We start from the raw sequence: 22210 nt of genomic DNA, 5'->3' as shown, positions 1-22210 counted from the left end.
CGGCGGCAGAACCGGCTACGCGATCGATCGACGAACCCGTTTGCGAGCGGCGCGGATGCAGGGCGGAAGCGTCCGACGCTTCGTAAAACCCGATGCGCTCCTTCGAGGGGACCCTTAACTTCAGCCTTGCCTCACCCTTGCCTCAACAAACGGCGGGCCGCGAAGCCCGCCGTTTATTTTGGTCTTCAGTGTCGCCCGGGGCTGGCGGGGCGACAACCTAGAATAGAAGTTTATAACCGGCGCCATGCCATGGCAAGGCAAATCGTTGGCGCTGCGATGTCGCAGTGAGCGCATCGGATATGCAATGGTCGCGACATCGCGTTTCGATCAGCGTCACAGCAATTGATTGGATAGCCAAATCACTTTGTTCATATTTCCTCCTCTCGCAATGCAGCGATCGGTGCGCGCCTTGTCGGCAAGCGCGTTTGCCTGCACGTATTCCCCGCGTGCAGAAGTTGCGATGCCCAACATAATGAGTTCCGCGCTCCACACGTAGCGTTGTTCCCATCACATTGCGCGCGCCGCATGCACCGTTCCTACGGCGCCACCAGCTCCACCCGTCGGTTCAGCGCACGGCCCGCGTCCGTTGCATTGGATCCGACCGGCGCCAGCAATCCAACGCCGGCAGTGCGCAATCGCGCCTGAGCGATGCGAAAACTCTTCACCAGCTCGGCCGCGACGGCTTCGGCGCGGCGCTTCGACAGGTCGAGATTGTATTCATAGGCGCCCTGGCTGTCGGTGTGGCCCACGATGAAGACGTTGAGCTGCGGCTGGCTCGTCAGCAGCTTTGCGATCTGCTCCAGCGTCGGGCGGCTTTCCGGTTTGAGCACCGCCTTGTCGGTGTCGAAATAGATGCCGTAGAGCGCGATGTGGCCGGTCTCGCCGAGTCCTTTCGCCATCGCGGCGGCATCCACCATCTTGTTCGCGATGGCCCCGAGCTCGGCGACGGTGACCTGCGCGGTGATGTCCTGGTTGTTCTGGCTGACCAGGACGCTGGCGAAGGTCTCGCGCCCGCCCTCGGTCTTGCGGCCGGCGTAGTAACGGTAGTTGAAACCATCGACCCACATCTGCGGCACCGGCAGCGTGTCGATAGCTTCAGTAAAGGGAATGGCGCCGCAGGCATCGGTGTCGCAGGCGAGCAGGGTCTCGAAGCCGGCTTTCGCCAGCTGCGTCTCGAAATTGCGCGACACTTCCAGGATCGAGGGGCCGGGATTGGTGCGATAGGCGATGCGAAAGACGCGGCCCTCGAGCCGCCGCGCATCGACGGGCTGACCGTCCCTGAAGGGAGCCGCCTGCATCCGCGCCGCGTCAAAATCCTTCATCGCATAGCCGGTGATGACGCTGCCGGCGAACCGGCCGATGCCGGGATAGTCGCGGCCACCTGCCACATCGCGCGTCTGCGCGGAAGCGGCCGTCAGGGTGAGGGAGAGCGATGCGAGGACGCCGAGCATGCGGCGCGACATGGACATAGACATGGTCATCTCGATCGGTTGGGGAGGGGGCGAGCGCATTTGTTTTGTCGCAGGCAGGCAGCGATCGGTTCTGGCGAGGATTTGCCGCTTTGACGCGAATCCGGTTCCCGGGCATGATCGCGCGCTGCCTTCCCCGCTCATTCCCTGTAGGATTCATCCGAATGTCGAAATACGCCCTCGCCATCGCCGTCATCGCCTGTCTGGCCGGCGGATCGGCGCAAGCCGCGCGCTGCGGCGGCGACTTCAATAGCTTTGTCGCGAGCATGACCTCGGAAGCGCAAGCTGCCGGCGTCTCGGCGGGCGTAACCAGCGCGGCGCTCAGCGGTGTGCAGCAGGACGGCGCGGTGCTCGCCTTCGACCGGCGCCAGCGCTACACCTTCAACAAGAGCTTTGAGCAGTATGTCTCGACCCGCGTCGGCCCCGGCCGCATCAATGGCGGCCGTGCGATGTTGCAGCGCCACGCCGCGTTGCTCTCACGCATCGAGCAGCAGTTCGGCGTGCCCCGCTACATCCTGGTCGCGATCTGGGGGCTGGAGAGCGATTTCGGCAAGGGCGACATCGGCAAGCTGCCGGTGATCCGCACGCTGGCGACGCTTGCGCATGACTGCCGCCGCACGGAGCTGTTCCAGGGCGAGCTGCTCGCGGCGCTGAAGATCGTGCAGCGCGGCGACCTGCCGCTGCGCGACCTGATCGGCGCCTATGCCGGCGAGATCGGCCAGACCCAGTTCCTGCCGTCCTCCTACATCAAGTACGGCGTCGATTTCGACGGCGACGGCCACGTCGATCTCCGCCACAGCGTCCCCGACGTGCTCGCCTCGACCGCGAACCTGCTCCACACCAGCGGCTTCAAGATGGGCCAGCCCTACGGCGAAGGCACCGCCAATTTCGAGGCCATGCGCGAATGGAACAGGGCGGTGATCTATCGCAAGACGATCGGGTATTTTGCCGATCGGCTGGCGGGGCAGTGACGCGGTGATGTCTCTCCGCCGTCGTCCTGGCGAAAGCCAGGACCCACCCCAGGCGGGACTTGTTACAACGACTCACAGTCACATGCTGAGTAACTGCCAGTCCTCGCCAAACTGAATTCGGGGGCTATGGGTCCTGGCTTTCGCCAGGACGACGGTGAAATTCGATGGCGCCGCTCATTTCCCCTTCGCCATCTTCTCCAGCTTGCGCTGCAACGGCGCCCAGTACGTTGCCGGGCGGAAGCGCTGCAGGAGGTCCATGAAGCGGGCGTCGTTGCCGATCAGGATGCGCGGCTCGTTTCTCTCGATGCCCCTGATGATGCGCAGCGCGGCGTCTCTCGGCGTGGTCTTGGCCGCGTTCTCGAACCGCTCGATCGATTGCGACCGGCGCGCATTGTCGGTGACGCCGACCCCGGTGCGCGAATTGCGGGCGATGGCGGTGGCGACGCCGCCGGGATGCACCACCGACAGCCTGACAGGGCTGCCCGCCACCACTAGCTCGTGCCGCACGCTCTCGGAAAAGCCGCGCACCGCGAATTTCGCCGCGGCATAGGCTGACTGTCCCGGCGGGGCGATGATGCCGAAGATCGAGGACAGGTTGACGATGTGCGCCTCGCCCAGCGTCTTCAGATGCGGCAGGAAGGCGCGCGTGCCGTGCACCACGCCCCAGAAATTGATGTCGAACAGCCAGTCCATCTGCGCCTGGTCGATCTCCTCGAACGAGCCCATCAGCGCCACGCCGGCATTGTTGACGACGATGCCGAGCGCGGGATGTGTGGTGGTCGCCTCACGCGCGAACTGCGCGATGTCGTCGGGCTCGCCGACGTCGACGCGATGCAGGCTGATCTTGCATGCGGCGCCGATCTCGGCCGCGAGCGTCTTCAGCCCGGCCTCGTCGCGATCGGCGAGCGCGAGATCGCAGCCGCGCCGCGCAAGCTCGATCGCCAGCGCGCGGCCGATGCCGCTTGCCGCTCCGGTGATGGCGGCGGCGCCGCGGATTGCTGTCATGATGATCCCCCGTCGAGCCTCTCGAACGGAACTATGATTTACATTTTTTCATATTGGAACCGAACCGCATCGCTGTTCCCACCTTAACCTACGTTACTTGATGAAGACAGGCAGCATTGGGAGCCGCCGATGGGACAAGCACAGCCATTTCGGGCCACCGCACTGATCGTGGAAGACGACCTCATGCAGAGGGAGATGCTCAGTCTTCTTCTCGAAGAAAGCGGCTACGACGTCATTCAGTGCGAGAGCGCCGAGGCGGCCGAGCTTGTATTGGAGAAGAGGGCCGGCGCGCTCTGCCTGATGATGACAGACGTCCAGCTTGCGGGCCGCATGAACGGCGTCGAGCTCGCCCACGTCGCCAAGGACCGCAACCCCAGGCTCGACATCATCGTCACCTCCGGCCGCCCCTTGATGCAGGCCCTGCCTGACGGCGCGAAATTCTGGGCCAAACCCTGGGCCCCGCTCGACGTGCTCCGCGAGGCCGAGATCGCGCAACTGTCCTGAAGGCGATCCCGCGGGGCCGCTTTCGTGGTCCGGGGTACGGTGATAAGGTCTGTCCATGACCTTGTCCTTCCTGCTCACCTCGCTGATCGTCGTCGCCTCGCCCGGCACGGGCGTGCTCTACACGCTGGCCGCCGCGCTGACCCGCGGCTCGCGCGCGAGCATCGCGGCCGCCTTCGGCTGCACCCTTGGAATCGTGCCACACATGATGGCCGCGATGCTGGGGCTTGCCGCCGTGCTCCACACCAGCGCGCTCGCCTTCGCCGCACTGAAATGGTGCGGCGTCGCCTATCTGCTCTACATGTCCTGGCAGGCGCTACGCGAGACCGGGGCACTGGCGGTCGACGGCGAGATCCGCGAGCGTTCGGCTGGCCGGGTGATCGTGACCGGCTTCCTGATCAACATCCTCAATCCAAAACTGTCGATCTTCTTCCTGGCCTTCCTGCCGCAGTTCATCGCCGCGGACGAGGGCCATGTGCTGGCGCGAATGCTGGAATTGAGCGGCGCCTTCATGGCGATGACGTTTGCGGTGTTCGTGGTCTACGGGCTCTGCGCTGCCTCGGTGCGCGAGCGCGTCATCTCCAGACCGCGCGTCATGGCCTGGCTGCGCCGGAGTTTTGCCGCCGGCTTCGCCGCGCTCGGCGCCAAGCTGGCGTTCGCGGAGCGGTAGCTTCTCCAGCCAATAAACGCGGGAGCCAATAAAAAAGCGGGCCTTGCGCCCGCCGTTTTCAAACTCACAACTCTTGCCCGACGCCCGGGCGGAGCGAGCTCCACCCGGGCAAAGAATAAGAAGCCTCGTTACTTCTTCTTCGCTGCCTTCTTGGCCTTCTTCTTCGTCGCCTTCTTCGCCTTCTTCGCTTTCTTAGCCATAGGATCCTCTTCAGGGTTAATGGTGAAACGCGACACGAGGGATGCTCGGCGGAGGGCCAGCCTCGCAACATCCTCAATGACAAGCTCAGCAGATTCGCGCGCTTCTGCCCCGCGCTGTCACATCCGTGTCATCGCGTTATCCACAGCTCAGATGCGTTTTCGGGTGATTTTGGCTCGCGAATCCGCTTCGCCGGCATGCCTAACGATCCGACAATGCGCTGGCCGTTCATGAATCCAAAACCAAAGGCATGTTTTCGCGGATCGCAGTGAGACTCCGTTAAGCGCGTCGGTCGCATTGTCCCCGCAAGAAAACGGGGACGGGTCATGGACGGACAGCTGGCAGGGACGGAGGGCGCGACGCTGCGCTTGTGGCGCGCGCCATGCTGAACGTGCCCACACTCTGGACCGTGTTCGTCGTCAACTTCCTGGCGCTCGGCCTGATCTGGGCCTACGTGACGCGCTCCTATCCGAAATTCGCGGCCGCGCGGTTCTGGATGGCATCGTGCTTCGTCGGCGCGACCGGCACGATGGCGGCCTTGATCCGCCTTTTCGTCGTTTCGCCTGTCCCGCTGCTGCTCGGAGCCGTCGGCATCATTGCCGCGAGCTGCCTTGCCGCCATGGGCATTCAGCGCTTCTACGGCCAGCCGGTGTCCTGGCGCGTCATGGCTGCGACGGGAATTCTCAGCCTCGGCGGCGTATTGTTCTTCATGGTCGCATACGATCACATGCAGCTGCGCATGCTCAGCTACTCGCTCGGCCAGGCGCTGCCGCTGGCGCTGTCGCTGCGTTTGCTGCTGTCGCCGCCGGAAGGCCGCGCCAGCCCGGGAGCCCGGCTCTCCGGCATCGTGATCATCACCATCATCGCGATCTTCGCGGCCCGTGCGATCGGCAATCTGCTCGGCGGCGATTTCTCGTCGGTCGCCGGAGGGCAGTCTCATGCCGTCATGGTGCTGGGCCTCCTGTTCCTGTCGATGACGCTCAATTTCGGCTTCCTGCTGATGGCGATGGACCGCCTGCGCAACGAGGTTGCCGACCTCGCGCTGCTCGACGATCTCACCGGTGTCGCCAACCGGCGGCACCTGTTGCAGCGGCTGGCTGAGGAATGCGCCCGCTCGGAGCGCAGCAACGAACCGTTCTCGCTGCTGGTGATCGATCTCGACGGCTTCAAGACCATCAACGACACCCATGGCCATGCCGCGGGCGATGCCTGCCTCCAGCACTTCACCTTGATGGCGCAGACGCGTTTGAGGCCCGGCGACATGCTCGCCCGCACCGGCGGCGACGAATTCTGCGTCGTGCTGCCGTCGTCGACCTTGCGCGAGGCGGCTGCGATCGCCCGCCGCGTGCTCGAGGTCTGCCGCCAGGATGCCGTCACCTGCACCGGCATCGACATTCCGATCGCGATCTCGATCGGGGTGGCGCAGTGGGACCGCGGCGTCGGCCAGTTTCCGGACCGGCTGATCGCGCATGCCGACCACGCCCTCTATGCGGCCAAGAAGAACGGCAAGAACGACTTTGCCGTCCACGATCCGGCGCCGCCGCTCATGCCTGACCCGATCGGTCCAGGCGAGGCCTTGCGCAAATTCGCGTAAGGGCGTGCTAACGTCGGGTCCGCACTGGACCCGCATCATGATCTCCCGCCTGCTTGCGGCCGTTCTCGCCGCTCTCATTCTGATCGCACCCGCCGCCGCGACCGACGCCGAGCTCGCCAAGCTCGCGCGCGCCTCCGGCACGCCCGACATTCCCGGCCTGAAGATGGTGTGGCTGGCGCCATGGGGCGACGTCGGCAACGCAAGGCCCTGGCGCAACATCATCGTGCACCAGACCGAGGGACCGGCGGGCTCGGCGCGCGGCGGCGCGCAAGAGCAAGCGAAGAACCCCACGCGTCGCGGCGTCACATTGTGGGTCGAGACCGACGGCACCGTCTATTGGGCGGTCGCGGAACACCTGGTGCCGACCCATGGCGACGGCGCCAACCGCAACGACAACAAGTACATCGACAACAAGCCGACCTATCGCCAGGTGGTGCGCGACAATTCGATCGGCGTCGAGTTCGCCGGCAACTATCCCGACGTCACGACGGGCCCGACCGCGGCGCAGGTCGCGGCGTGGAAGATCCTCGTCCAGATCCTGCGCGCGCGCTACGGCATCCCGCTCGACCACGTCTATGCGCACAACTGGATCGACTACAAGGACGCCCGCTATTGCGAAGGCTGCTGGCTCGCGACGCTGGCGCGGGTTTGGGGGGAGTAGAGGGCGCGCCGGCGGTAGTCTTTTCCCTTCTCCCCCTGCGGGAGAAGGTGGCGCGAAGCGCCGGATGAGGGGTATCTCTCCGCGAATGACGATGTGAGAGGCGTGCTCGCGGAGGCAACCCCTCACCCGTCTCGCCGCTACGCGGCGATCCACCCTCTCCCGCAAGGGGCGAGGGGAAGATCAGTCACACCGGCTCCGACATCCAGCCGAACAGCCGCCGGATCAAGCCCGGCCGCCGCGGCATCTCCGGCGGGCCGTCCGCCGCCAGCACGCGTTTGAAGAAGTAGTCCAGGAACACCATGTCGTTCGGCTCGGTGACGGTGAATGTCTCGTCGCCGAAATAGACGCTGTAATTGAAGAAGAACGGGCCCATGAGCGGGATGCTCGCGGTCGAGGCGTAGTCCTTCGAGATCACGAACTCCGACGGCTCGAGTCCGTGCTCGCGCATCGCCTGCTCCACCAGCGGCAGCTTGCGCATGAACTGGGCGGAGAAGCCGCCGACGGTGGATTGCAGGATGATCGACACGCTGCGTGTCCGTTCTCTTGATGCTGCCGGCCCGATGCTTTTGGTCGCTCGACCGGCAGCGCCGGTTCAAGATGCCTGGTCCGCGTCCCCGCGAACATGCTGCGCCTCACACGCAAAAAAAAGCCGGCGTTGCCGCCGGCTTTCTGTCTCTCGTCGATCCGCCAATCTCTGGCGCTAGAAACCCGCGCTTAGAGCGCGGCTTCCAGCGCGGCCTGTTCGGCCTTTGCGATCGTGCCCTTGACCGCGGACTGCACCTTCTCGAAGGCGCGGACCTCGATCTGGCGGACGCGCTCGCGCGACACGCCGAACTCGGCAGCAAGGTCTTCCAGCGTCATCGGCTCATCGGCGAGGCGGCGCGCCTCGAAGATGCGGCGTTCGCGCGGGTTGAGCACGCCCATGGCGCCGTTCAGGGCGTCACGGCGGTGATCATACTCCTCGTGCTCGGCCAGCATGGCTTCCTGGTTGGGCGAATTGTCGACCAGCCAGTCCTGCCATTCGCCGGCTTCGCCGTCGTCGCGGATCGGCGCGTTGAGCGACGCGTCGCCACCGAGGCGGCGGTTCATGTCGACCACGTCCTGGGCCGTGACGCCGAGACGCTTGGCAATGATGGCCACCTGGTCGGGGCGGAGATCGCCTTCGTCCAGCGCGGAAATCTTGCTCTTCGCCTTGCGCAGGTTGAAGAACAGCTTCTTCTGGTTCGCGGTGGTGCCCATCTTCACGAGCGACCACGAACGCAGGATGTACTCTTGAATCGACGCCTTGATCCACCACATCGCGTAGGTAGCGAGACGGAAGCCCTTCTCGGGCTCGAACCGCTTCACCGCCTGCATCAGGCCGACATTGCCTTCCGAGACGACCTCGGAGATCGGCAGGCCGTAGCCGCGATAGCCCATGGCGATCTTGGCCACGAGACGGAGATGGCTGGTGACGAGTTGGTGCGCGGCGTCACGATCATCGTGCTCGCGCCAACGCTTGGCGAGCATGTATTCCTGCTGGGGTTCCAGCATCGGAAACTTGCGGATCTCGCCGAGGTAACGGGAAAGGCCGGATTCGCCATTAAGGACCGGCAGGGTAGCTGTACGGGCCATAGTGCGCCCTCCAAACAGGTTCAGGCCCCCGATAGCGGCGGGCCAGGCAGACGACCGCTTGGTTAAAGCCGATCGGTGCTGCGATGTTCCGCGTTGGTCTTCAACGCAAGCGCAATATACTCCATCGGGAGGCAAAAAGGGAAGGATTGCTGACGTCACGTCCCCGTGTGGCAGCTATAACTTTTTGTAATGTAAAGCATTTCTGAAGCGGCCTGCGTCATTGCGCCGCTTTCAGGGCCCCCTGAAGGAGAAGCAAATCCTCCGGCAGAGGCGTCTCCCAGTGGAGTAATTCTCCAGTCCTCGGGTGCTCCAATACCAGCAGGTAAGCGTGCAGGGCCTGCCGCCCCAGCGCGGCGAGGGCGGCCTGCGACTCAGGCGCCAGCTGGTTTGCCTTGGTCTTGAAATGCGGGCCGTAGACGGCATCGCCCATCAGGGGGTGGCCGATATGGGCGAGGTGGACGCGGATCTGGTGGGTGCGCCCGGTCTCGAGCTCGCAGGCGAGCAGCGTCGCGATCGGCTTGCCGTCACGCCCGTTAAAACTCTCCAGCAGCTCCCAATGCGTCACCGCCTCGCGGCCGCCCTGGCGCACCGCCATCTTCTCGCGCGCATGCGGGTGGCGGTCGATCGGCGCGTCCACGGTGCCGCGATGGCGGCCCGGCAGCCCCCATGCGAAGGCCATGTAGCCGCGCCGCATCGGCCCGGTGCGGCCGTGGTCGGCGAATTGCGCGGTGAGCGAGGCATGCGCGAGGTCGTTCTTGGCGACCACCATCAACCCCGTGGTGTCCTTGTCCAGCCGGTGCACGATGCCGGGTCGGCGGACGCCACCGATGCCCGACAGCGATGAGCCGCAATGGGCGATCAGCGCGTTCACCAGCGTGCCGGTCTCGTGGCCCGCCGCGGGATGCACCACCAGCCCCTTCGGCTTGTTGAGGACGACGATGTCGTCGTCCTCGAACACGATGTCGAGGGCGATATCCTCGCCTTTCGGCTCCGGCGCGGCCGCTTCCGGCACGTCGATTGTGATCGTATCGCCGGATGCGACGTGATAAGCGGGGTCCCGGATCGCGGCGTCCCTGAGGCTCACCGCGCCCGCCAGAATCAGGGCTTTCAGCCTCGATCGCGACAGCTCGGCAAGGTGCACCGCCAGCACGCGGTCGAGCCGGGTCGAGCCCTCGGAGCCCTCGACGACCACCTCCAACCTTTGCGCAGAGCCAGAATTTTCCATGACGACGTCTGATACCGCTGTTCCCGACCCGAGCCCCGAGCAGGCCGCGCTGTTCGCGCGGGTGCGGCGGATGATGCTGATCGCGGGGTTGACCACGGCGCTGGCAATCTGCGCCGTGCTGATCGCGGTGGGCTACCGCCTTTTCAAGTCCGAGGGAAGGGCGCCCGAGCCTGTCGGCGACGTCACCGCCACCCTGCCCAAGGGCGCCAAAATCGTCTCGAGCGGTGTGGCCGGCGACCGGCTCGTGATCACGCTCGATGTCGGCGGCGTCACCGAGATCCGCACCTTCGATGCCCATACTCTGAGGCCGGCCGGAAAGCTGAAATTCGCCAATGAGCCGTAACGCGGGGGCTGGGGCGCGGAACTCGCCTCAGCCGTCGTCCTGGCGAAAGCCAGGACCCATAACCACCGAATCCGGTTGCGTGAACGAGATCGCCACTCCGATCGGTCTTAACCATCCGCATACGGGGTAATGGGTCCTGGCTTTCGCCAGGACGACGCCGATTGCGCGTCTAAAACCCCTCGATCCCCGCTTGCCGCCGGCAAAATTCGAGGCTATGTCCTCTCCCTCAACGCTCCCTTCGTCTAGCGGTTAGGACGCGGCCCTCTCAAGGCTGAAACAGGGGTTCGATTCCCCTAGGGAGCGCCACCTTTATAGAGTCGATCGGCCTCCGTTTGGCGATTGACTGTTCCGCCCACAGGGTGAGTCTGTGGCACTTGCCATCAACATCCGGGCCGACCATGCCTCCGCTGGCGAGATAGAACGTCTGTGGGATCAGGTTGCCGCGTTCGAGGTCGAGCCATCGATGCGTACGCTGGGCTATCGGCCACATTTCACATTTGCCATCTACGATCCGCCTGCCATCGACGAGAAGACCGCATGGGACGCCATGCAGGCGGCCGTCGTCGATGAACCGCAATTGCGCATCGAGTTCAAACGTATTCGCTGGTTCGAAGGCTCGCCACTCGTTCTCTGGGTGGAGCCGACCTGCAATGAGGCGCTAACCCGCATCCACAGCTCTATCAGCGCCGCAATCGACCCGGCACATTGTCGTCCTCATTACCGGCCGGGAACGTGGACGCCGCATTGCACGCTCGGCACGCGCATCGCCGATGAATGTCGCGGTGACGCCCTTGCATTCGCACGCTCATTCGAGCGACGAATTGAAGTGCTGTTCGATGTGGTGGATTGCGTCGCCTTTCCGCCGGTGCGGATCATCTCCGAGCGAAAATTGCCATCGTAGTTGGTTGTCGCTTCGGCGTCATTGATCGCGACGCATCAAACTCATGCCGGGCGGCCACTCCCTTACGCGATCGTGCCGTCGATCGAGCGGCGGATCACCCGCTGTACTTCTGCATTCGATAGAAACAGATCGTGGTTGATGATGCCCCAGCCTTCCTGCGAGGCATCGACCACGCGTACACCGAGCCGCGCGATGACGGCTTTTTCGGCGGCGCCGACCCTGGTCATTCCACCTGCGATCTGTCCCGACAGCGCCAGTGCGCGATCGTTCGTGGAGGCGATCACGGTGATCTTGCCGGCAAGCGGACCGATGCGGTGGATCGCTGACGAGAACACGTCCATGTCGATATCCGGCGCGGCAAACACCACCGCGCCGATCTTGCTCGTCACTGTGTCGCCGTATCGCGCATAGAGCTGACGCAGGCTTTCGAGCGCCAGCATGGTTCCCATGCTGTGCGCAACGATGTTCACGCGGCCGGTGCCTGGCGCCGACACGAGTGCGGAGAGCACGCGCTCGAACTCGTCGCGGGACCACATCGCACTGTCGCGGTCATAGGCATAGTCGAACAGTCCTGCCTTGGAGGGCCAGGAGAACACCATGGTCCGGCCGCGGAACTTGATCCCATCGGAGAGATGGGCGCCATCCAGCACCGCCGTCTCGAAGGTCTGCTTGAAGCCGTGCACATAGATCAGCACGTCTCCTCCGCCGGCTTGCGCCACGAGATCGCCAACGTCTGCCGACACCGGTTCGAGCCGATCAAGGCGCCAGTCGCCAAATCCGACTGAGGCGAGAGAAAGTCGGCTCTCGTCCGGCGCCATCAGCTTCGCCCGCGCGACCATCATGTTGGTTGCGCGCTCCGGCCCGAACCAGGGTTTCGCGCGACCACCGTTCACGGGCTTGCGCGTGGTAGCGACGAGCAATGTGGGGTCAAGCGAGAGCGATGACGCGTCGAAACGCGCCCCGGTCGCACCCAAGCCGGCGCATCCGCCGAGCGCGAGGGCGGTCCCTGCCGACATAAATCCACCGAGGAGAGCGCGGCGCGAAATAGAATGACGAGAGTCGCGTTGCAGGAGACGTCGAGCGATCACACGAAACCTTTGGGAACTTTGCCCACCGTAGCGCCCCATCTAACTTCCTGAATGACAATGGGGGCGAGAAGACGGCGGAGCAGCTTCGCGGGTCCATTGCATGGCCTTGGGTCCATCACCTCCGCGGGGCGAGAGTTACGGTGACGGTGCACAAGTCTGACTCGTGATAGTCCATGATTTCGACTACGGTATTGGATCGGCTTGGAGGTTTCAATCAACGAAGGCCGGCTGGCACACACAGGACTGAGCGTTGAGGACGGGGATGACCGCCGCACAGATCAGTAAAAAGCACTTCGCTATTGCAAAGACGCGAGTTGCGCGGTGGCTCGACACGACCCAGCATTCTGCCGAATTGCGTTTGAAAGTCTTAAGCGGGTTAGACCTTATTTCGAAGGAGCTCCCCGCACGCAGAGACTGGTTCGAAGTTTACACGGTCGCGCTGGATGGAAGCAGCGGAATCGACGTGTTGATCGAGAGTAAGGGTTTTCGGGCATTTCAGTGCCGAGATTGCGTCGCCATTACAACGATTGTGCCTTCATGGGCGAATGGTTGGTCAAAGATACTGAAGGATGAAGAAGTATATCAGATACTCACGTGGCTGCTGCACTATGCGCGTCAGTATATTCATAGGTCGTACGTCGCATCAGTTCTCATGATGCTCTGGGAGAGTAACCAGAGGGTACTGCATCCATTTGGGAGCCGGGCGATCAAGAACTACTACGGGCAAGTGAGGCCATTTGAGTCGGCGGAGAGCGCTCTCGCAGAAGCGCAGACCAGTGCCATTGCGGTATGGGGCTCATCTGCCTGTTCGACAGAAGGGGTTGTGGCAAGCAATTCTCCTTGGCTAAGAAGAAATACTCTCGACCCGTTACTGCATCAGGCCATATTCTATTTCCTTCGAGCGCAGAGCTTGCGAGCGGCCAATTTTGAGATGGAATCGGTTGTTGCTTTTGATTGCGCCCTGCAGGCGATCGCTAGATTTGTGCGCGACAGGTTTCATTTTCCGAACGAGCCCAGCCTAGACGAGACGTTCCGAAATCTCGGGTTGCCCGCTCAGCTTCGACGAGCGGCTGAGTATTCGCGTTTTCTGAGAAATAATTTTGGGGCGCATGCAGGTGGCTGGAGATGGTGGGACCAAGCAGAATTTTTCGAAGATGGAGCGCTAAGTGAGCTCGCAGATCTGGTTCAACTCGCATTGGCCGCCGCGGCAGATGTTGAACCCAGAATCCGTTCGGTCGATCCCTCACCTTTAGAATGGGGGGAATGGTTGTTCAAACATCTCGAAATGCTTTGGGATGCAGTGTGGTTCGAGAGAGTCGACGAGTGGGATCGCAAGGTCGCAAACAGGTCACCATTCCTTCCATGACCGAATGGTCTGGCGGCTAGAGTTCGCTGTCTTTTCGAGGGCGGGCGTTCTGGCGAAGCAGCTCAATCCATGTCAATCCCCTCCCGCAAAAATATTCCACTTTACCGAAATTCGGATTTGTCGTATGTGTCGCCCATCCCAGCCCACAAAAGGGGCGGTCGTACGTCGTCACGAACGCGGGTTGGGAGTTGCGGTGGACGCGGGCGGCGTTAAAGGCGGGCTTGTGCGTGCAGGGCGAGATGAACCTCGTGAGCATGGCACGAACCGCATCGACGGACGACGCTCAAACCTCGCGAAGTCTCTGGCGAAGCAGGAAGCCTGCGTACGGCGAAACCGTGTGGTCCTGACCGTCGTTGCTACGGTCAAGCCTTTGCGAAGGCGTCAGCGCGTCAACCGGCGCGGTGCCGTGCATTTCGCGGAGGTGACGGAGGCAAGAAGGAACTCGTCTCCGGGGAGCAACTGTGTTGAAGTAGCCCGGCGATCGGCCGGCCTCAAGGCTGGCGCTTGCGCGCCACCGCCTCCGGCGGCTGACGGCCTTGACCCCGCCCGCTCACCGGTCTTCAGGCTGTGCATGCGCTCGGCAGAAGCCGAGCGGAGTCGCTTGCTTGGTACCGGTTGGGGTCCCATTTCTCACCACGCGCGATCATGACGTTGAGGATCACGATCAGCTTGCGCATGCAGGCTGTGAGCGCAACCTTCGGTTCTTTGCCTTTGGCGATCAGGCGATCGTAGAACGCCTTGAGCACAGGGTTGTGCCGTGTCGCGGCTCCCATGCAAGCCATGTAAAAGACATTGCGGACTTTGCGGCGCCCGCCCTGGATATGGCGCGTGCCCCGACGTTTGCCGCTGTCGTCATCGTAAGGTGCAGCACCCAGTAAGGCGGCAGCAACTTTACTGCTGATCTGGCCGAGTTCCGGCATCGCCCCGATCAGTCCGGCGGACGTGCCCTGGGCAAGACCCGGTACGCTCTCGATGATCTCGGCGAGCTCGGCAAAACGCGGTGTGGTCTTGATCAGGGCTGCGATCGCTGCCTCCAGCTTGGCAATCTCGGCGGCGATCTGTTTCAGCAGGCGATCCTGCATCTTCTCCACGACGTCAGGTGTGGAATGCTCCCTTCTGTTTTGCAAGCTCGTCTGTACGTCGATCAGAGCTTGGCGCGCACTCACGATCTGGACCAGCTTCTCACGTGCCGCATCGTAGGCTTGGCCCCTTGACTCGATGAAGGTCTCGGCGAACCAAGCAATCATCTGCGCATCAATCGGATCATTCTTGGCAAGCCGTCCGGCCGATCTGGCGAAGTTGCGCACCCGCTTCGGATCCACCACCAGGGCTTCGATACCAGCCTCGCGTAGCGCCTTGGCCCACTCCCGTTCATAGCCGCCGGAAGCCTCCATGGCTGCCTTGCCGACTTTTTGCTTGCGAAGCCAGCGGATCAGCGCTCGCCGGCCTTCTGGGCTGCTCGGGAACGCCTGTCTTTGCCACAATGAGCGAATGCACACATCCACCTTGTCTTTGGCCACGTCGATGCCGGCGACAACCAGATCGTTTTGTGCCATCATCCAGTCCCTTCCTTGCTCGTCCGGGCTCGAAGCCCATGCAACTGTTCGGGTTGAGGAAGATCACCGGATCTGTCCCTCGCTCCCCGACAGGCTCAAGGCCTTTGAGCACGAACGGGCTCAGATCCAGCGACGGGCGGTTTTGCGAGAACCGCCCGTTTGCACATCTTGTCAGATTTTCTGGACACAAGAGCACGGCATAGGCCGTCAAACCATCGCGCAGGGAAGGCCTGGTCTCGGCTGCCCTGTGTCTCCCCTGTGCATTGCGTGTGCAATCAGTTCGCATCGGGGCTTTTATGGGTGCCAGCCGGCGCCCGGTCTTCCCTGCGCCCTTTCTTCTCGAGAGGGTGAAGCGAGAAGCATAGCTCGGGCAAACCTGCCGCGAGACTGCGAGCGCGTGTCCGCGACCCGCATGTGAATTGACCTCTCTTTCGAGCCTTCCTTGCGAGCCTTGCTTGCGAGCATGATGCGTCGGCATCGGTGGAGGTGGTCGTCCCTCGCGGAATCTGCCTTGATGCGAATTCAGCGTGAGGGAGCGACGACATGAGCGGCTTGGTGATCTCTGGCGGCCGGGTGGTGGATCCCGCCAGCGGAATGGACGCCATCGGGGATGTGGCGGTAGTGGACGGCAAGGTCGCCGCGGTCGGAACGGGGCTCGGCAGCTCCGAGCGGGTGATCGACGCGACCGGGCTCGTGGTCGCGCCCGGCTTCATCGACCTGCACGCGCATGGCCAGTCGCTCCCCGCCGATCGCATGCAGGCGTTCGACGGCGTCACGACGACGCTCGATCTCGAAGCCGGCGTGCTGCCGGTCGGGTCCTGGTATGAGCGCCAGGCGCGGAAGGGACGCGTGCTGAACTACGGCGCCGCGACCAACTGGGCTTTCGCGCGCATCGGCGCGATGACGGGCTCCAATGCGGAGAGCTCGCTGGAGGCGTTCGGCAATGCCATGCGCGATCGCCGCTGGATGGACAACGTGGCGAGCGATGCCGAGGTCGCCGGCATTCTGGAGCGCCTTTCGCGCGGCCTGAACGACGGCGGCATCGGCATCGGCATCTTGAATGCCTATGCCCCGGGCGCCGGGGTGCAGGAGCTGACCGCGGTGTGCCAGCTCGCTGCCGCGCAGGACGTGCCGACCTTCACGCATGTCGCCTACATGTCGCGGGTCGACCCCGAGAGCGCGGCGGAGGCCTATATCCGCCTGATCGGCTATGCCGGCGCCACCGGCGCGCACATGCACATCTGCCATTTCAACTCGTCGAGCAAGACCGACGTCGAGCGCTGCCGCGTGCTGATCGCGAAAGCGCAGGCCCAGGGCCTGCCGATTACGGTCGAGGCCTATCCCTACGGCACCGGCTCGACCGTGCTGGCGGCGGCGTTCTTCAGCGACCCCGAATTCGTCGAGCGCAACGGCACCGGTTACGATTCCGTGCAGCGGGTCACCGACGGCCATCGCTTCAGCGATCGCGAGGAGCTCCTGAAGGCGCAGGCGGAAGAGCCGTCCTCGCTGGTGCTGTGGCACATTCTTGACACCGAGAACAATGCGCATCACCGCGACCTCCTCGACATGTCGGTGCTCTATCCCGGCGGCGCCATCGCCTCCGACGCGATGCCGTGGACGACGTCGGACGGCAAGACCTACACCGGCGATGCCTGGCCGCTGCCGGACGACGCCACCTCGCATCCGCGCTCGGCGGGCTGCTTCACCAAATTCATCCGCGAATGGGTGCGCGAGCGCAAGACCGTGTCGCTGCTCGAAGGCGTGCGCAAATGCGCGCTGATCCCGGCGGAGATCCTGTCGCAGAGCACGCCCGCGATGCGCGCCAAGGGCCGGCTCGCGAAGGATGCCGATGCCGACATCGTCGTGTTCGACTACGAGAAGCTCTCGGACCGCGCGACCTTCACGGCGATGAACCGCCCCTCCGAAGGCGTGCGGCATCTCGTGGTCAGCGGCCAACCGCTGATCACAGATGGTGTGTTGGACGTGGCGGCGCGGCCCGGCCGTCCCGTGCGCCGCCCCGTCGTTGGGGGCTGAGACATGCCGGTCCCCATTCTCCTGGTGACGGGTTTCTTGGGGGCCGGCAAGACCACTGTCGTCAACCATCTGCTGGCGCATGCGGAAGGGCGGCGGATCGCCGCTGTGGTCAATGATTTCGGCGCGATCAACATCGATGCCGAGCTGATCGCGGGCGTGAGCGACGGCGTGGTCAGCCTCGCCAACGGCTGCATCTGCTGCTCGCTCGAAGGCGACCTCTTGCGCACGCTTGCGACGCTGCTGCGGCGAAATCCCAAGCCGGAGTACATCGTCATCGAGACCAGCGGCGTCGCCGATCCCGCCGAGATCGTCCGTAACCTGATGGATCCCGTGATCCTGCGCGAGGCGCCGCTGGAAACCGTGCTCTGCGTGATGGACGCGGCGACACCGCCGGCTGCCCTGGACGATGCGCTGCACCGTTCGCAATTGCGCGTCGCCGACATCGTGGCTCTGAGCAAGCTGGATCTGGCGGACGAGGGCGCGGGTGCGCGGATGCGCGAGGCCATCCGCGCGCAGCGCGTTCCTGCCGTGGTGGTGGATGCGCAGCACGGCGAGATTCCGTCCGCGCTGCTGTTTCCCGCAACCGTCGATCGCGCCCCCGCGCTACGCGAGGCCGGACCGAAACATCCGACAGAGCAACGCTTCGACACGCTCAGCTGGACGTCGGACCAGCCGATCTCGCTGCCCCGACTGCAGCAGGCGATCGGCCGGCTGGCGCCAAAACTCGCGCGGGCAAAAGGCCTGTTCGAGACCGTCGAGCAGCCCGGACGCCAGATGGTGTTTCAATTCGCCGCCGGCCGCGCCACGCTGGCCCCCGCAGATGGCAATGCGCCGACGCCGGCCGCGCCGCGTGCGCGGATCGTCTTCATCGCCGAGCTCGGGGTGCTCTCGAAGGCGGAGCTCGATGGGATCATGGAGACGTGCGTTGCGGATCGGTGAAGCTGCCGCCTCAAGAAAATTGCGCGACGCCGTGGCCGACGGACCAGTTCTCCGCGGGCGCGTCGAGCACGTTCACGAACACGTCCTCGGGGCGGATGCCCGGGTTTTCGCCGAGCAGGTCGGCGATCCGCCGGTACAGGGCCTTCTTCTGCTCAGGGGTGCGCGAGGCGAACACGGTGATCTGGATCAGCACGGCGTCGTCGCTGCGCTCGACGCCATAGGCGTTGCCGCAGCGGAAGTTCGCAGGCGAGAGCTCGCTGATGGTCATGAACTCGTCGCCGTCAGGGACGTTCAGCGCTTCGCGCATGGCACGGTAGAGGCCGTCGAGGATCGCCCTCCGGTACGCTTCCGGCTTTCCGGCGCGCATCGAGATGTGGAGGAGAGGCATCGCGAATTCCTCATTGACGAGAGGGCGCATCGGCACCAGTTTGTTCTTGACGCAGCGTCAAGAAACCACGTTTTTGACGGCGTGTCAAATATTCCCGGCAGGAGCAAACCTTGAGGCCGCGCGAGTTCGACCACGACGACGTCCTGCGGATCGCGTTCGACCAGTTCTGGCGCAAGGGCGTGCGCGGCACCTCGCTGTCCGACATCGCGCGGGATGCCGGTGTCCAGCGCGGCAGCCTCTACAATGCTTTCGGCAGCAAGGAGGCGCTGTTCCTCCAGGCCTATGAGCGCTACGCGGGCGACTATCTTCTTGCGCTGCAAAAAGCGCTCGCTGCGGGCAGCTTGCGAAAACGCCTCACCGCGTTCTTCGATCTGACCATCACAAACTTCCGCTCCGGCACACCGCCGCGCGGATGTCCGACGACGCGCGGCTTGATGGAGCTCGGCGCGGCCGAAGGCGAGGGGCTGGACGAGGAGGCGCGGCAAGCCTTCGCGAACCTCATCTCGCGCATTACCGTTCTGGTTCAGGAGACGTTGTCGGCGGGTGCGGCGCGCGGTGAATTCAACGGCAGCCCCGCGTCCGCAGCGCTGCACATCATCACGGTGACGCGCGGGCTCGCGGTGCTCGAACGTGCCTTCGGCGACGAGCCCCAGCTGCGCAAGATCGCCGCCCACACCATCGATCTCGTGCTCGGCAAGAAGGGCGGCTAGGTGTCAGCAGACCGCGAGCGCGTTGACCGCCCGCGTCGTCACGGTCTCGTTCTCGTTGCCGACGAACTGGCAGACGGCGGATTCGAGCTCACCCGCCTGGCTGCCGCGCGCCACCGCCAGCAGCCGCATCAATTCCGCCTCGTCCTTCGACAGGCGCCGGCACGACGGCGGCATGAAGCACAATTGGCAGGGCCGGCCGCTGCGCAGGATTCTGACCAGCGCGGCAACGCGTGCGACCAGCAGCGGGCTGTCGGCGATGCCAGGCGCCTCGTCGGCAAAGCGATAGGCCGCCTCCCAGCAATCGGACGCGCCGGTCGCATAGGCGGCAGCGATGAACCGGAACAGCGAGAGCGTGACGCGGCCAAAATCATCGTAGCTCTCGACACTAGGCCGCGTCACAAGCGCGGCCTGAAGCGGACAGAGCCGCGCCTGGCCGGCTTCCGTGACAGACACAGAGCCGCAATTATCCTGCATCATGCGCGATCCCGGTCAGTGCAACGTCGGGCTTCCGACCAGCCAGCTCTTCATCGCCATCGTTCGGTCATGGTCGAAAGACGGAACGTGTCGGTCGGGCAGGATGAGACCGGCCATGCGGAAGATCGTTGCAAGCCCCCGCACAGGTGCGAGGGCCCAATCGGCGCCGACCGGCGGCAGCCAGCATTCGAACTGTTCGCGCGCGATATCGTCGCGCTCTTTCTGCGCGGCGGCGATCGCCCGCAGCATGCCGTGCTCGCTGTCGGACATGCGTGGACAGGTCGGGCAGTGCACCGCGATGGCCGTGTGCGCCGTGCACGCAAAGATCTCGACGATGGATTCCAGCGAGGGTACGGCGTCGCCCACGCGAAAATGGTCGTACACTTGCTGAATGTCGGCCGCGGTCGGAACGGCGCTTCCGCTGCGTGCCTTGGCCCGAAATCCCCAAATGAAGAGCCGCTCCGCCGCGCTCAGCGACGGAAGGTCGAGGGATCCTGTCGATGTCGATTGATGCATTGAGCCTCCGGCCTCTGGCTGCGCCCACGCTCCGGCTGGCGCCGATGATCTGTCCCGATCGTTCCGTCAGCGCCCCCTGCAAGTCAACGCTCGGAGGGGCGATGTCGAGGGCTTCTAGTTTTGAAGAGTTCGCATTTCGGATGCAGCCGGCGTCGTGAACCTGCGAGGCCGTGCGCGGCACGCCGGTAGGATCCTACGGAGGTCTGCGGAGTTTTTGGGGGAACCCGAATGCTTAAAGCTTTGCTAAGGGGCGCGGGATAAACTGGCATATCAGCCCTTCCAATTCTTGCGAGCTCCAATGTTTTTCTCCCGCATCAGTTTCAAGCTGGTCCTGATTGTCGGTATCAGCCTCCTCGGCATGATCGCGCTGGCGCCGATCGCGCTTTCGACCCTGCGCACGCAGATGATCGCGGACCGTGAGGCCAAGACGCAGCACATGGTCGACGTCGGCTACGGCATCCTGGCGCACTACCAGAAGCTCGAGAGCGAGGGAAAACTCCCGCGCGAGCAGGCCCAGGCCGGCGCGATCGCGGAGATCAAGAGCCTGCGTTACGACAAGGTCGAGTATTTCTGGCTGAACGACATGACCCCCAAGATGGTCATGCACCCGATCAAGCCCGAGCTCGATGGCAAGGATCTCGCCGGGATGAAGGATCCGGCCGGCAACGCGCTGTTCGTCGGCTTCGTCGACGTCGTCAAGAAGCAGGGCGCGGGCTTCTACAGCTACCTCTGGCCGAAGCCCGGCTTCGACCAGCCGGTCGGGAAAATCTCCTATGTGAAGGGCTTTGCGCCCTGGGGCTGGATCATCGGCACCGGTATCTATCTCGACGACGTCGACGCCGTCTTCCGCCAGAATGCGATGACCTTTGCCCTGGTGTGCCTGGTCGTGCTCGTGCTCGTGCTCGGCGCCTCCTTCGTGATCGGCCGCAGCGTGACCCGGCCGCTGGCGAAGATCACCGCGCTCACCGATCGCCTCGCCGCCGGCGACAGCGCGTTCGACGTGCCCCATACCGACCGTCGCGACGAGATCGGCGGGCTCGCCAAGGCGCTCGCCGTGTTCAAGGACAATGCGTCGGCGGTCGGTCGGATGCACGCCGAACAGCAGGAGACGAAGCAGAAGGCCGACGAGGAGAAGCGCAAGACGATGACCGACCTCGCCGGCAAGTTCGAGGCGAACGTTCAAGCCGTCGTCCGCGACGTCTTCAACGAGGCGCGCGCGATGCAGCAAGCCGCGCAGGGCATGTCCGCGACCGCCGACAAGGCGACCGACCGTGCGAGCTTCGTCGCCACCGCCTGCCAGCAGGCTTCGAGCAACGTGCAGACGGTGGCCTCCGCCGCCGCGCAGCTGTCGTCCTCGATCACCGAGATCAGCCAGCGCGTCGCGCAGGCTGCAAGCGTGGCCGACAAGGCCGCCGCCGACGGTCAACGCACCAACGACACCGTGCAGGGACTTGCCGCCGCCGCGCACAAGATCGGCGAGGTCATCGACCTCATCAACCAGATCGCCTCGCAGACCAATCTGCTCGCGCTCAACGCCACCATCGAGGCGGCGCGCGCCGGCGAGGCCGGCAAGGGCTTTGCGGTGGTGGCAAGCGAAGTGAAGTCGCTGGCAAGCCAGACCGCGAAGGCGACCGACGAGATCGGCGCGCAGATCACCGCGATCCAGGCCGAGACCAACCAGGTCGTCGGCAACATCGACAGCATTCGCAAGACCATCATGGAGGTCAACGAGATATCCTCGTCGATCGCCGCAGCGGTCGAAGAGCAGGGCGCCGCGACCGCGGCCATCGCCCACAGCGTGAGGGAGGCCGCCTCCGGCACCGACCAGGTTTCGCAGAACATCTCGGGTGTCACCGACGCGACGGCGGAGACCGGCCAGGCCGCCGGCCTCGTGCTGCAATCGAGCGGCCGGCTGTCGCAGAAGCTGCAATCGCTGGAAAACGAGGTCAGCGCTTTCGTTGCGGGGGTGCGGGCGGCCTAGTATAGC

At 64.2% G+C, this 22210-nt stretch carries 23 protein-coding genes and 1 tRNA gene; 13 read left to right on the top strand and 11 right to left on the bottom strand.

Annotation, left to right across the window (positions count from 1 at the left end; all coding sequences use genetic code 11):
- Positions 1-333: 333 nt before the first annotated feature.
- Positions 334-471 (bottom strand): hypothetical protein, encoded by a 138-nt coding sequence (locus BRA471DRAFT_RS38560; RefSeq protein WP_157234107.1) that lies wholly within the window; start codon positions 469-471, stop codon positions 334-336.
- A 65-nt stretch (positions 472-536) separates the two neighbouring features.
- Entirely contained in the window at positions 537-1475 is a 939-nt protein-coding gene (locus BRA471DRAFT_RS31280; protein WP_007614642.1) for an OmpA family protein, read from the bottom strand.
- A gap of 158 nt (positions 1476-1633) precedes the next feature.
- Here BRA471DRAFT_RS31280 and BRA471DRAFT_RS31275 point away from each other — a divergent pair, with 158 nt between their 5' ends.
- Entirely contained in the window at positions 1634-2440 is an 807-nt protein-coding gene (locus tag BRA471DRAFT_RS31275; RefSeq protein ID WP_007614641.1) for a lytic murein transglycosylase, read from the top strand.
- A 174-nt stretch (positions 2441-2614) separates the two neighbouring features.
- Here BRA471DRAFT_RS31275 and BRA471DRAFT_RS31270 read toward each other — a convergent pair whose 3' ends face one another.
- A complete protein-coding gene (locus tag BRA471DRAFT_RS31270; RefSeq protein ID WP_007614639.1) occupies positions 2615-3445 on the bottom strand; it encodes an SDR family oxidoreductase in 831 nt (276 codons plus the stop codon).
- A 129-nt stretch (positions 3446-3574) separates the two neighbouring features.
- On the opposite strand from BRA471DRAFT_RS31270, the gene BRA471DRAFT_RS31265 reads away from it, so the two are divergent.
- The 4 genes from BRA471DRAFT_RS31265 (at position 3575) to BRA471DRAFT_RS31250 (ending at position 7069) form a co-directional block, all read left to right on the top strand.
- Positions 3575-3949 (top strand): response regulator, encoded by a 375-nt coding sequence (locus tag BRA471DRAFT_RS31265; RefSeq protein WP_007614637.1) that lies wholly within the window; start codon positions 3575-3577, stop codon positions 3947-3949.
- 55 nt (positions 3950-4004) lie between these two features.
- Positions 4005-4616: a LysE family translocator gene (locus BRA471DRAFT_RS31260; RefSeq protein ID WP_007614635.1), complete on the top strand. Its 612-nt coding sequence runs from the start codon at positions 4005-4007 to the stop codon at positions 4614-4616.
- Between the two features lie 580 nt (positions 4617-5196).
- Positions 5197-6408, top strand: a complete 1212-nt coding sequence (locus BRA471DRAFT_RS31255; protein WP_007614627.1) for a GGDEF domain-containing protein — start codon at positions 5197-5199, stop codon at positions 6406-6408.
- 34 nt (positions 6409-6442) lie between these two features.
- Positions 6443-7069, top strand: coding sequence for a peptidoglycan recognition family protein (locus tag BRA471DRAFT_RS31250; RefSeq protein WP_083843334.1), 627 nt, complete (start codon positions 6443-6445; stop codon positions 7067-7069).
- Between the two features lie 184 nt (positions 7070-7253).
- Here BRA471DRAFT_RS31250 and BRA471DRAFT_RS31245 read toward each other — a convergent pair whose 3' ends face one another.
- The 3 genes from BRA471DRAFT_RS31245 to BRA471DRAFT_RS31235 all read right to left on the bottom strand — a co-directional run bounded on the left by BRA471DRAFT_RS31245 (position 7254) and on the right by BRA471DRAFT_RS31235 (position 9908).
- The gene (locus tag BRA471DRAFT_RS31245) at positions 7254-7595 is read right to left on the bottom strand and encodes a hypothetical protein (RefSeq protein ID WP_007614624.1); all 342 of its coding nucleotides are present in this window, start codon (positions 7593-7595) and stop codon (positions 7254-7256) included.
- Positions 7596-7783: 188 nt separating this feature from the next.
- Positions 7784-8683 carry an RNA polymerase sigma factor RpoH gene (gene rpoH, locus BRA471DRAFT_RS31240; RefSeq protein WP_007596598.1) on the bottom strand — a complete coding sequence of 300 codons (900 nt, stop codon included), beginning with the start codon at positions 8681-8683 and terminating at the stop codon, positions 7784-7786.
- Between the two features lie 217 nt (positions 8684-8900).
- Complete coding sequence (locus BRA471DRAFT_RS31235) at positions 8901-9908, bottom strand: RluA family pseudouridine synthase (RefSeq protein ID WP_007614623.1); 1008 nt, start codon at positions 9906-9908, stop codon at positions 8901-8903.
- On the opposite strand from BRA471DRAFT_RS31235, the gene BRA471DRAFT_RS31230 reads away from it, so the two are divergent.
- The 3 genes from BRA471DRAFT_RS31230 (at position 9907) to BRA471DRAFT_RS31220 (ending at position 11152) form a co-directional block, all read left to right on the top strand.
- Complete coding sequence (locus tag BRA471DRAFT_RS31230; protein WP_007614622.1) at positions 9907-10251, top strand: hypothetical protein; 345 nt, start codon at positions 9907-9909, stop codon at positions 10249-10251. The two genes, BRA471DRAFT_RS31235 and BRA471DRAFT_RS31230, sit on opposite strands and share 2 nt — an antisense overlap.
- 231 nt (positions 10252-10482) lie before the next feature.
- Positions 10483-10557 (top strand) — tRNA-Glu (locus tag BRA471DRAFT_RS31225).
- A 61-nt stretch (positions 10558-10618) separates the two neighbouring features.
- A complete protein-coding gene (locus tag BRA471DRAFT_RS31220) occupies positions 10619-11152 on the top strand; it encodes a 2'-5' RNA ligase family protein (protein ID WP_007614621.1) in 534 nt (177 codons plus the stop codon).
- A 62-nt stretch (positions 11153-11214) separates the two neighbouring features.
- On the opposite strand, the gene BRA471DRAFT_RS31215 is transcribed toward BRA471DRAFT_RS31220, so the two are convergent.
- Positions 11215-12168: an alpha/beta hydrolase gene (locus tag BRA471DRAFT_RS31215; protein WP_007614620.1), complete on the bottom strand. Its 954-nt coding sequence runs from the start codon at positions 12166-12168 to the stop codon at positions 11215-11217.
- 334 nt (positions 12169-12502) lie between these two features.
- On the opposite strand from BRA471DRAFT_RS31215, the gene BRA471DRAFT_RS31210 reads away from it, so the two are divergent.
- Positions 12503-13606, top strand: a complete 1104-nt coding sequence (locus tag BRA471DRAFT_RS31210; protein ID WP_007614618.1) for a hypothetical protein — start codon at positions 12503-12505, stop codon at positions 13604-13606.
- Between the two features lie 560 nt (positions 13607-14166).
- Here the strand turns inward: BRA471DRAFT_RS31210 and BRA471DRAFT_RS31205 are convergent.
- The gene (locus tag BRA471DRAFT_RS31205; protein ID WP_007614614.1) at positions 14167-15165 is read right to left on the bottom strand and encodes an IS110 family transposase; all 999 of its coding nucleotides are present in this window, start codon (positions 15163-15165) and stop codon (positions 14167-14169) included.
- Between the two features lie 540 nt (positions 15166-15705).
- Between BRA471DRAFT_RS31205 and BRA471DRAFT_RS31200 the strand changes: the two genes are divergently transcribed.
- On the top strand, positions 15706-17196 hold the full coding sequence (locus BRA471DRAFT_RS31200; RefSeq protein WP_007614612.1) for an amidohydrolase family protein: 1491 nt from the start codon (positions 15706-15708) through the stop codon (positions 17194-17196).
- Positions 17197-17199: 3 nt separating this feature from the next.
- Positions 17200-18135 carry a GTP-binding protein gene (locus BRA471DRAFT_RS31195; protein WP_007614610.1) on the top strand — a complete coding sequence of 312 codons (936 nt, stop codon included), beginning with the start codon at positions 17200-17202 and terminating at the stop codon, positions 18133-18135.
- A gap of 10 nt (positions 18136-18145) precedes the next feature.
- Here the strand turns inward: BRA471DRAFT_RS31195 and BRA471DRAFT_RS31190 are convergent, their stop codons facing one another.
- Positions 18146-18523 (bottom strand): tautomerase family protein, encoded by a 378-nt coding sequence (locus BRA471DRAFT_RS31190; protein ID WP_007614608.1) that lies wholly within the window; start codon positions 18521-18523, stop codon positions 18146-18148.
- A 110-nt stretch (positions 18524-18633) separates the two neighbouring features.
- Between BRA471DRAFT_RS31190 and BRA471DRAFT_RS31185 the strand changes: the two genes are divergently transcribed.
- On the top strand, positions 18634-19233 hold the full coding sequence (locus tag BRA471DRAFT_RS31185) for a TetR/AcrR family transcriptional regulator (RefSeq protein ID WP_007614607.1): 600 nt from the start codon (positions 18634-18636) through the stop codon (positions 19231-19233).
- Between the two features lie 3 nt (positions 19234-19236).
- On the opposite strand, the gene BRA471DRAFT_RS31180 is transcribed toward BRA471DRAFT_RS31185, so the two are convergent.
- A complete protein-coding gene (locus BRA471DRAFT_RS31180; protein ID WP_007614605.1) occupies positions 19237-19710 on the bottom strand; it encodes a hypothetical protein in 474 nt (157 codons plus the stop codon).
- 12 nt (positions 19711-19722) lie between these two features.
- Positions 19723-20223 (bottom strand): hypothetical protein, encoded by a 501-nt coding sequence (locus tag BRA471DRAFT_RS31175; protein WP_007614603.1) that lies wholly within the window; start codon positions 20221-20223, stop codon positions 19723-19725.
- Positions 20224-20521: 298 nt separating this feature from the next.
- On the opposite strand from BRA471DRAFT_RS31175, the gene BRA471DRAFT_RS31170 reads away from it, so the two are divergent.
- On the top strand, positions 20522-22204 hold the full coding sequence (locus BRA471DRAFT_RS31170; RefSeq protein WP_007614601.1) for a methyl-accepting chemotaxis protein: 1683 nt from the start codon (positions 20522-20524) through the stop codon (positions 22202-22204).
- The last annotated feature ends 6 nt before the right edge of the window (positions 22205-22210 follow it).

It is taken from the genome of Bradyrhizobium sp. WSM471, from assembly GCF_000244915.1.
Taxonomy (GTDB): Bacteria; Pseudomonadota; Alphaproteobacteria; order Rhizobiales; family Xanthobacteraceae; genus Bradyrhizobium.
This window is presented reverse-complemented; position numbering and strand designations above follow the sequence as displayed.

Coding starts and splice junctions, on each gene's coding strand:
- BRA471DRAFT_RS38560 (WP_157234107.1), bottom strand. CDS start 471: ATGTTGGGCATCGCAACTTCTGCACGCGGGGAATACGTGCAGGCAAAC.
- BRA471DRAFT_RS31280 (WP_007614642.1), bottom strand. CDS start 1,475: ATGTCTATGTCCATGTCGCGCCGCATGCTCGGCGTCCTCGCATCGCTC.
- BRA471DRAFT_RS31275 (WP_007614641.1), top strand. CDS start 1,634: ATGTCGAAATACGCCCTCGCCATCGCCGTCATCGCCTGTCTGGCCGGC.
- BRA471DRAFT_RS31270 (WP_007614639.1), bottom strand. CDS start 3,445: ATGACAGCAATCCGCGGCGCCGCCGCCATCACCGGAGCGGCAAGCGGC.
- BRA471DRAFT_RS31265 (WP_007614637.1), top strand. CDS start 3,575: ATGGGACAAGCACAGCCATTTCGGGCCACCGCACTGATCGTGGAAGAC.
- BRA471DRAFT_RS31260 (WP_007614635.1), top strand. CDS start 4,005: ATGACCTTGTCCTTCCTGCTCACCTCGCTGATCGTCGTCGCCTCGCCC.
- BRA471DRAFT_RS31255 (WP_007614627.1), top strand. CDS start 5,197: ATGCTGAACGTGCCCACACTCTGGACCGTGTTCGTCGTCAACTTCCTG.
- rpoH (WP_007596598.1), bottom strand. CDS start 8,683: ATGGCCCGTACAGCTACCCTGCCGGTCCTTAATGGCGAATCCGGCCTT.
- BRA471DRAFT_RS31230 (WP_007614622.1), top strand. CDS start 9,907: ATGACGACGTCTGATACCGCTGTTCCCGACCCGAGCCCCGAGCAGGCC.
- BRA471DRAFT_RS31235 (WP_007614623.1), bottom strand. CDS start 9,908: ATGGAAAATTCTGGCTCTGCGCAAAGGTTGGAGGTGGTCGTCGAGGGC.
- BRA471DRAFT_RS31215 (WP_007614620.1), bottom strand. CDS start 12,168: ATGTCGGCAGGGACCGCCCTCGCGCTCGGCGGATGCGCCGGCTTGGGT.
- BRA471DRAFT_RS31210 (WP_007614618.1), top strand. CDS start 12,503: ATGACCGCCGCACAGATCAGTAAAAAGCACTTCGCTATTGCAAAGACG.
- BRA471DRAFT_RS31205 (WP_007614614.1), bottom strand. CDS start 15,165: ATGATGGCACAAAACGATCTGGTTGTCGCCGGCATCGACGTGGCCAAA.
- BRA471DRAFT_RS31200 (WP_007614612.1), top strand. CDS start 15,706: ATGAGCGGCTTGGTGATCTCTGGCGGCCGGGTGGTGGATCCCGCCAGC.
- BRA471DRAFT_RS31195 (WP_007614610.1), top strand. CDS start 17,200: ATGCCGGTCCCCATTCTCCTGGTGACGGGTTTCTTGGGGGCCGGCAAG.
- BRA471DRAFT_RS31190 (WP_007614608.1), bottom strand. CDS start 18,523: ATGCCTCTCCTCCACATCTCGATGCGCGCCGGAAAGCCGGAAGCGTAC.
- BRA471DRAFT_RS31180 (WP_007614605.1), bottom strand. CDS start 19,710: ATGATGCAGGATAATTGCGGCTCTGTGTCTGTCACGGAAGCCGGCCAG.
- BRA471DRAFT_RS31175 (WP_007614603.1), bottom strand. CDS start 20,223: ATGCATCAATCGACATCGACAGGATCCCTCGACCTTCCGTCGCTGAGC.
- BRA471DRAFT_RS31170 (WP_007614601.1), top strand. CDS start 20,522: ATGTTTTTCTCCCGCATCAGTTTCAAGCTGGTCCTGATTGTCGGTATC.